The 6,708-nt window shown below is 71.3% G+C and carries 6 protein-coding genes and 2 pseudogenes; 5 read left to right on the top strand and 3 right to left on the bottom strand.

Going from position 1 to position 6,708, the window contains the following annotated elements:
* The 3 genes and pseudogenes from DVA66_RS20995 to DVA66_RS15135 form a co-directional block, all read left to right on the top strand.
* Positions 1 to 426, top strand: a pseudogene (locus tag DVA66_RS20995) (hypothetical protein); the annotation flags it as partial.
* A 178-nt stretch (positions 427 to 604) separates the two neighbouring features.
* A complete protein-coding gene (gene ppk2 / locus DVA66_RS15140; RefSeq protein ID WP_114560832.1) occupies positions 605 to 1,501 on the top strand; it encodes a polyphosphate kinase 2 in 897 nt (298 codons plus the stop codon).
* A gap of 74 nt (positions 1,502 to 1,575) precedes the next feature.
* Entirely contained in the window at positions 1,576 to 1,818 is a 243-nt protein-coding gene (locus DVA66_RS15135; RefSeq protein WP_157974036.1) for a hypothetical protein, read from the top strand.
* 5 nt (positions 1,819 to 1,823) lie between these two features.
* On the opposite strand, the gene DVA66_RS15130 is transcribed toward DVA66_RS15135, so the two are convergent.
* The 3 genes from DVA66_RS15130 to DVA66_RS15120 form a co-directional block, all read right to left on the bottom strand.
* Positions 1,824 to 2,792, bottom strand: coding sequence for an aldo/keto reductase (locus DVA66_RS15130; protein ID WP_114560830.1), 969 nt, complete (start codon positions 2,790 to 2,792; stop codon positions 1,824 to 1,826).
* Positions 2,793 to 2,839: 47 nt separating this feature from the next.
* Positions 2,840 to 3,547, bottom strand: a complete 708-nt coding sequence (locus tag DVA66_RS15125) for a vitamin K epoxide reductase family protein (protein WP_157974035.1) — start codon at positions 3,545 to 3,547, stop codon at positions 2,840 to 2,842.
* A gap of 166 nt (positions 3,548 to 3,713) precedes the next feature.
* Positions 3,714 to 4,442, bottom strand: coding sequence for a YaaA family protein (locus DVA66_RS15120; protein ID WP_114560828.1), 729 nt, complete (start codon positions 4,440 to 4,442; stop codon positions 3,714 to 3,716).
* A 197-nt stretch (positions 4,443 to 4,639) separates the two neighbouring features.
* Here DVA66_RS15120 and dnaK point away from each other — a divergent pair, with 197 nt between their 5' ends.
* Complete coding sequence (gene dnaK, locus DVA66_RS15115) at positions 4,640 to 6,505, top strand: molecular chaperone DnaK (protein WP_114560827.1); 1,866 nt, start codon at positions 4,640 to 4,642, stop codon at positions 6,503 to 6,505.
* A pseudogene (locus DVA66_RS21350) lies at positions 6,502 to 6,708 on the top strand (hypothetical protein); the annotation flags it as partial. The gene dnaK and the pseudogene DVA66_RS21350, both read left to right, overlap by 4 nt.

Below are 6,708 nucleotides of genomic sequence, written 5' to 3'. Positions count from 1 at the left end.
GGGCTGCTCGGTCTGCTCGGCTACCTGCTGCTCCGCCCCGACCCGCCGCGCGCGGCGGCACCGACGAGGCCGCCCACGGCCGTGGCGAGCCCCAGCCAGGACGCCACCACCCCGAGCTCGGCTCCGACACCGACGCCGAGCGGCAGCGCCGCTCCGCCCGCGCTCCCCGCCGGGGCGACCGTCTGCGAGGCCGTGACCGGACCGGCCGGCGGGCTCTCGCGGTCGGCGTCGGGCAACGCGAACACCTCCTGCGGTTTCGCCGAGGCGGCCCGGGTGGTGCTGGCCGGCACCCCCGACCCGTTCGCGGCCCAGCGCGTCGACGTCACCAGCCCCGTCACCGAGCAGACCTACGACCTGGCCTGCTCCGCCAGCGGCGGCCTGATCACCTGCACCGGCGGCGACGACGCCGTGGTGCTGGTCTGGTGACCCTCCGGCGAGGGAGGTGGTGGACCGGACGTCCTGGGGACGGTAGCACCGCCCGTACGGGCCGCTGCCGGGCCACCGGGTGTCACCCGGCGTTCACCGGCACCGGTCAGGATCGGCCCCGCCGGCCGTTCCGGGTGACTGGTCGGCAGAGCACTGCGGTCGCGGCGAGGGGAGACAGATGAGCACCATGGACTTCCGGCAGTACCTGGACTCGCTCCAGGAGGACGGGTTCAGCGTCCGCCACGACGAGCACGGCTCCGACCCCGACCTCATCGACCCGGGCGGCAATGCCGTGGAGAGCTGGCGCGAGCAGTACCCCTACGACGAGCGGATGAGCCGCGACGAGTACGAGGCGGAGAAGTACCTGCTGCAGATCGAGCTGCTGAAGTTCCAGTACTGGACCCAGGACACCGGCCGCAAGCACGTGGTGCTCTTCGAGGGCCGCGACGCCGCCGGCAAGGGCGGCACCATCAAGCGCTTCACCGAGCACCTCAACCCCCGCTCCGCCCGCGTGGTGGCCCTGACCAAGCCGACCACCACCGAGCAGGGCCAGTGGTACTTCCAGCGCTACGTGCAGCACCTGCCCACCGCCGGGGAGATCGTGCTGTTCGACCGCTCCTGGTACAACCGCGCCGGGGTGGAGCGGGTGATGGGCTTCTGCACGCCCGAGGAGTACGAGCTCTTCATGCACCAGGCGCCGCAGTTCGAGCAGATGCTGGTCGACGCCGGCATCTCGCTGACCAAGCTGTGGTTCTCGGTCACCCAGACCGAGCAGCGCACCCGCTTCGCGATCCGCCAGCTCGACCCGGTCCGGCAGTGGAAGCTCTCGCCGATGGACGTGGAGTCGCTGGACCGGTGGGACGACTACACCGCCGCCAAGGAGGCGATGTTCCTGCGCACCGACACCGACCACGCGCAGTGGACCACGATCAAGAGCAACGACAAGAAGCGCGCCCGGATCAACGCGATGCGCTTCTTCCTCTCCCAGTTCGACTACGCCGGCAAGGACACCGACGTGGTCCGCCCGCCCGACGGCCTGGTGGTCCGGCGCGGCCGCAGCGCCGTCGGTGACTGACCGCGGGGCGACCGCGTCACGAGCCCGCCGGGAGCCTTGACCGTGTACCTGGGACAGGGTGTGTGATGGGCGCCATGACGACGAGCGACGTCCGGCACTGGTTCACCCGCTGCGAGAAGCGCGTGCAGGACTGGCTGCTGAGCAACCCGCACGCTGCCCTGAACGAGCACTCCTTCGACGCGGTCATCACCGCGGGCGGCCTGCCCGTCCGCCGGGGCTCGACCGACGACCACTCCGAGGCGTACTACCTGCAGCCCGCCGACAGCGAGTACCTGATCGAGCTGCGCGCGGCCGGCTACGCCACCGACGGCCGGTAGCGGGCTCAGAACCCGACGGGCTCCCGCGGGGTGTAGGGCGCCTCCAGGATGGCGACCTCGTCCTCGGTCAGCTCCAGCTCGAGCGCGCCGACCGCGTCGTCGAGGTGGTGCGCCTTGGTCGCGCCGACGATCGGGGCGTCCACCACCGGGTTGCGCAGCACCCACGCCAGCGCCACCTGCGCCATCGGCACCCCGCGGCCCGAGGCCACCCGCTCGACGGCCTCGACGATGGCCTGGTCGGACTCCTGGAACAGCTTCTTGCCGAACTCGTCGGTGCCGGAGCGGTTGGTCTGCTCGCCCCACGGCCGGGCCAGCCGACCGCGGGCCAACGGGCTCCACGGCAGCGAGCCGACGCCGCTGTCGGCGAGCAGGCCGAACATCTCCCGCTCCTCCTCGCGCATCAGCAGGCTGTACTGGTCCTGCATGGTGACGAAGCGGGTCCAGCCGCCGAGGTCGGCGGCGTGCTGCATCTTGGCGAACTGCCAGGCATACATCGAGGACGCCCCCAGGTAGCGGACCTTGCCCGCCCGCACCACGTCGTGCAGGGCCTCCATCGTCTCCTCGACCGGCGTCTGGGGGTCGAAGCGGTGGATCTGGTAGAGGTCGATGAAGTCGGTGCCGAGCCGGGTCAGCGAGGCGTCCACCTGCTCCATCACCGCGCGCCGGGACAACCCGGACCCGCCCGGGCCGTCGTGCATCCGGCCGTTGAGCTTGGTGGCCAGCACGATGTCCTCGCGCCGGCTGTAGCGGCGCAGCGCCCGTCCGGTGAACTCCTCCGAGGAGCCGAGGCTGTAGACGTTGGCGGTGTCCCAGAAGGTGATGCCGAGCTCCACCGCCTGGCGGAAGAACGGCTGGGCCGCCTCCTCGTCCAGCACCCACGGGTGACCCCCGCGGGAGGCGTCGCCGTAGCTCATGCAGCCGAGCGCGACCCGGCTGACGCGCAGACCGGTGGGACCGAGGCGGGTGGTGTCCATGCCCGGCATCCTGCCAAGCACCTCGGGCGCGGTGGTGCCCGGGGAGGTCAGAGGCTGACGCCGAACCAGTACCGGGCGAACTCGGCGTAGAAGCGCAGGCCCAGGGCGACCAGCAGCGCCACGTACCAGATGGTCACCACCAGCACCTGCCAGTGCGCCAGCTCCCGGCCGATGCGCTGCAGACCGGCGCCGAAGGTGCCCACCCGCAGGTTGGTGATCGTCGTGGTGACGACGATCGGGATGGTCACCAGCCAGACCAGGAAGCACCACAGGCACAGCGCGTTGACCACGTTGATGATCTGGTACTGCAGGAAGGTGATCAGCACCGCCGCGCCGATCACCCCGGCCTGCAGGCTGAGCAGGTACCACCGCGGCGGTCGCAGCCCGCTGGCCAGCAGCACGCCGGTGGTCCCCGTGATCGCGTACCCGGCGATGCCGAGCAGCGGGTTGGGGAAGCCGAAGATCGCCCCGGCCTCCGAGGTCATCGCCGGTCCGCAGGCCACGAACGGGCTGATGTCGCAGGCGAAGGTGGCGTCGGGGTTGCCCGCGATGGTGATCCGGTCGATGGTCAGCACCATCGAGGCGAGGAAGCCCAGCGCCGAGGTGATGATCAGCAGCAGCCCCCAGGCCCTGGTCGGCGCCTCGGTCGACAGGTCGTCCTCGAGGTCGTCGAGGTCCTCGCTGGCGTCGAGGTCGTCGACGGCGGGGTCGACGTCGCGCAGCTCGCGGTCGGAGCCCTTGGCGGTGGCGGTCATCGGCTGTCCCTCGCTCAGTGGTACGGCCCCGCCATCGTAGGCGAGCCGACCAGCCCTGGCAGCCCTTCCGCCGGCCCGCGATGGGACCGTGTACGTCATCGCCGTCACGACCGGTGCGTCCCGGCGTCCCGGCGAACAGGTTCTCAGGGTCGGGGGAGCGGGACCCTCAGCGCCCGACCTGCAGCGCCCAGCCCTTGGCCGTCCGCTGCAGCGCGACGGTGAACTCGCCGGCCAGCGCGTCGGCCAGCTGCTCGGCGCCGCGCGGACGTCCCGGGTGCTCGCACAGCGCCCGGGCGACCAGCCCGCGGGTGTGCTTGGCCAGGTGGGTGGCGCCGGGCACCTCGACCCGCACCCACCGCTCGGTGCGCGCGGGCGTCCAGGCCGCGGCGTAGCTGCCGCTGCGGCAGTCGACCACCAGCCCGTCCCCGGCCGCCGCGTCCAGCACCGGACCCAGCACCGGGCGCCAGCACGCCGCGAGCGGGCCGAGCCCGGGCAGCCGGGCCGACATCGACAACCGGTAGGGGCTGACCCGGTCACCCAGCCGCAGCGCCCCGTGCAGCGCGGAGGCGACCACGAGCGTCCGGGTGGCCCGCCGGCGTCCGGCGCTGCTCAGGGTGGCCAGCGACAGCGCGTCGTAGAGCACCCCGGTGTACAGCTCGGCCACCGGGACGGCCGGTGCGGTCCGCAGCCGGGTGTTGCGGGCGACCTCCTCGCCCAGCCCGGGGCTGACCTTGAGCAGCTCGACGGCGTCCGGCCGGCTGCTGGCCTCGGCCAGGGCGTCCAGCAGACGCTCCCGGGTCGTGGTGAGCTCGGGCCAGCTGAGCGACCCCAGGTCCATCGGACGTCCCCGGGTGCGGACGTGCTTGGACTCCGAGGGCGGCAGCAGGACGAGCACCGGCCGAGCGTAACGGGCCGCCGGCGCCGTCCCCGCCGACCCTGAGCGTCGCCTTGAGCGAACCAGGCTCAACCCTGATTGGCGGAATGGGGAGGTGGCGTGCATAGTTGAGTCCGTCGGGCTCAAGGACGAAGTTGAGCCGTCATGACTCAGACACGACCCGTGGCGGGTCAGAACCACTGGAGGAAGACAGACACATGGCACGTTCAGTCGGAATCGACCTGGGCACCACCAACTCGGTGGTCGCTGTTCTCGAGGGTGGCGAACCCACCGTCATCCCCAACGCCGAGGGCGCCAGGACGACGCCGTCGGTCGTGGCCTTCGCCAAGGGTGGTGAGGTGCTGGTCGGTGAGGTCGCCAAGCGCCAGGCCGTCACCAACGTCGACCGGACCATCCGCTCCGTCAAGCGCCACATGGGCACGGACTGGAAGGTCGACATCGACGACAAGTCCTACCGTCCCCAGCAGGTCAGCGCCTTCGTGCTGCAGAAGCTGAAGCGCGACGCCGAGGCCTACCTCGGTGAGACCGTCACCAACGCGGTCATCACCGTCCCCGCCTACTTCTCCGACGCCGAGCGCCAGGCCACCAAGGAGGCCGGTGAGATCGCCGGCCTGAAGGTCGACCGGATCATCAACGAGCCGACCGCCGCCGCGCTGGCCTACGGCCTGGACAAGGGCGAGACCGAGCAGACCATCCTCGTCTTCGACCTCGGTGGTGGCACCTTCGACGTCTCCCTGCTGGAGATCAGCGAGGGTGTGTTCGAGGTGAAGGCCACCAAGGGCGACAACCGCCTCGGTGGTGACGACTGGGACACCCGCATCGTGGAGTGGCTGGTCAAGCAGTTCAAGAACAAGAACGGCACCGACCTGGGTGCGGACAAGATCGCCCGCCAGCGTCTGCAGGAGGCCGCCGAGAAGGCCAAGATCGAGCTCTCCTCGGCCTCGGAGACCAGCATCAACCTGCCCTACATCACCCTGGGCGAGTCGGGCCCGCTGCACCTGGAGGAGCGGCTCACCCGCGCCGAGTTCCAGCGGATGACCCAGGACCTGCTCGACCGCTGCCGCGCCCCGTTCCACTCCGTGATCGAGGACGCCAAGACCTCGGTCGGCTCGATCGACCACGTCATCCTCGTCGGTGGCTCCACCCGGATGCCCGCCGTCGCCGAGCTGGTCAAGGAGCTCACCGGCGGCAAGGAGCCCAACAAGGGCGTGAACCCGGACGAGGTCGTCGCCCTCGGCGCCAGCCTGCAGGCCGGTGTGCTGAAGGGTGAGGTCAAGGACGTGCTGCTGCTCGACGTCACCCCGCTGAGCCTCGGCATCGAGACCAAGGGCGGCGTGATGACCAAGATCATCGAGCGCAACACGACGATCCCGACCAAGCGCTCGGAGATCTTCACCACCGCCGAGGACAACCAGCCGTCGGTGATGATCCAGGTCTACCAGGGCGAGCGCGACTTCGCCCGCGACAACAAGTCGCTCGGCAACTTCGAGCTGACCGGCCTGATGCCGGCCCCGCGCGGCATGCCGCAGATCGAGGTCGCCTTCGACATCGACGCCAACGGCATCGTCCACGTGCACGCCAAGGACACCGCCACCGGCAAGGAGCAGTCGATGACGGTGACTGGCGGGTCGGCCCTCGGCAAGGAGGACATCGACCGCATGGTCAAGGAGGCCGAGGCCCACGCCGAGGAGGACCGCCGCCGCCGCGAGGCCGTCGAGCAGCGCAACGAGGCCGACGCCCTGGTGTTCCGCACCGAGAAGCTGCTGGCCGACAACGCCGAGACCCTGACCGACGACGTCAAGAAGCCGGTCGAGGAGGCGGTCGCGGAGCTGAAGACCGCGCTCGAGGGCGAGGACGACGCCGCGATCAAGGCCGGCATGGACAAGCTGAACTCCGCCGCCGCCGCGATGGGCCAGGCCGTCTACGCCGCCGCCCAGCAGCAGCAGTCGGCCGGGACCTCCGAGGCCGGCAGCACCGACGGCGCCGACGCGGGCTCGACCGCCGGTGACGACGACGTGGTGGACGCCGAGATCGTCGACGAGGAGAAGGGCGAGAACAAGTGACCGATCCCGATCACGGACCCGTCGACCCCGAGCAGGGGCCGACCATCCGCGACCGGCGCCGGCTCGACCCGGAGACGGGTGAGGTGCGGGAGCCGCAGGCCGCTGCGGCTCCCGGCCCGGGGGCGCCCGAGGCCCAGCCCGAGCCCGGGGTCGACCCGGGCGCGGTGGCGGGCACGGTCGACGACCTGCCCGCCGCCGGGGCG

Source organism: Desertihabitans aurantiacus (genome assembly GCF_003344635.1).
Classification (GTDB): Bacteria; Actinomycetota; Actinomycetes; order Propionibacteriales; family Propionibacteriaceae; genus Desertihabitans; species Desertihabitans aurantiacus.
This window is presented reverse-complemented; position numbering and strand designations above follow the sequence as displayed.

Coding starts and splice junctions, on each gene's coding strand:
- dnaK (WP_114560827.1), top strand. CDS start 4,640: ATGGCACGTTCAGTCGGAATCGACCTGGGCACCACCAACTCGGTGGTC.
- DVA66_RS15135 (WP_157974036.1), top strand. CDS start 1,576: ATGACGACGAGCGACGTCCGGCACTGGTTCACCCGCTGCGAGAAGCGC.
- ppk2 (WP_114560832.1), top strand. CDS start 605: ATGAGCACCATGGACTTCCGGCAGTACCTGGACTCGCTCCAGGAGGAC.
- DVA66_RS15125 (WP_157974035.1), bottom strand. CDS start 3,547: ATGACCGCCACCGCCAAGGGCTCCGACCGCGAGCTGCGCGACGTCGAC.
- DVA66_RS15130 (WP_114560830.1), bottom strand. CDS start 2,792: ATGGACACCACCCGCCTCGGTCCCACCGGTCTGCGCGTCAGCCGGGTC.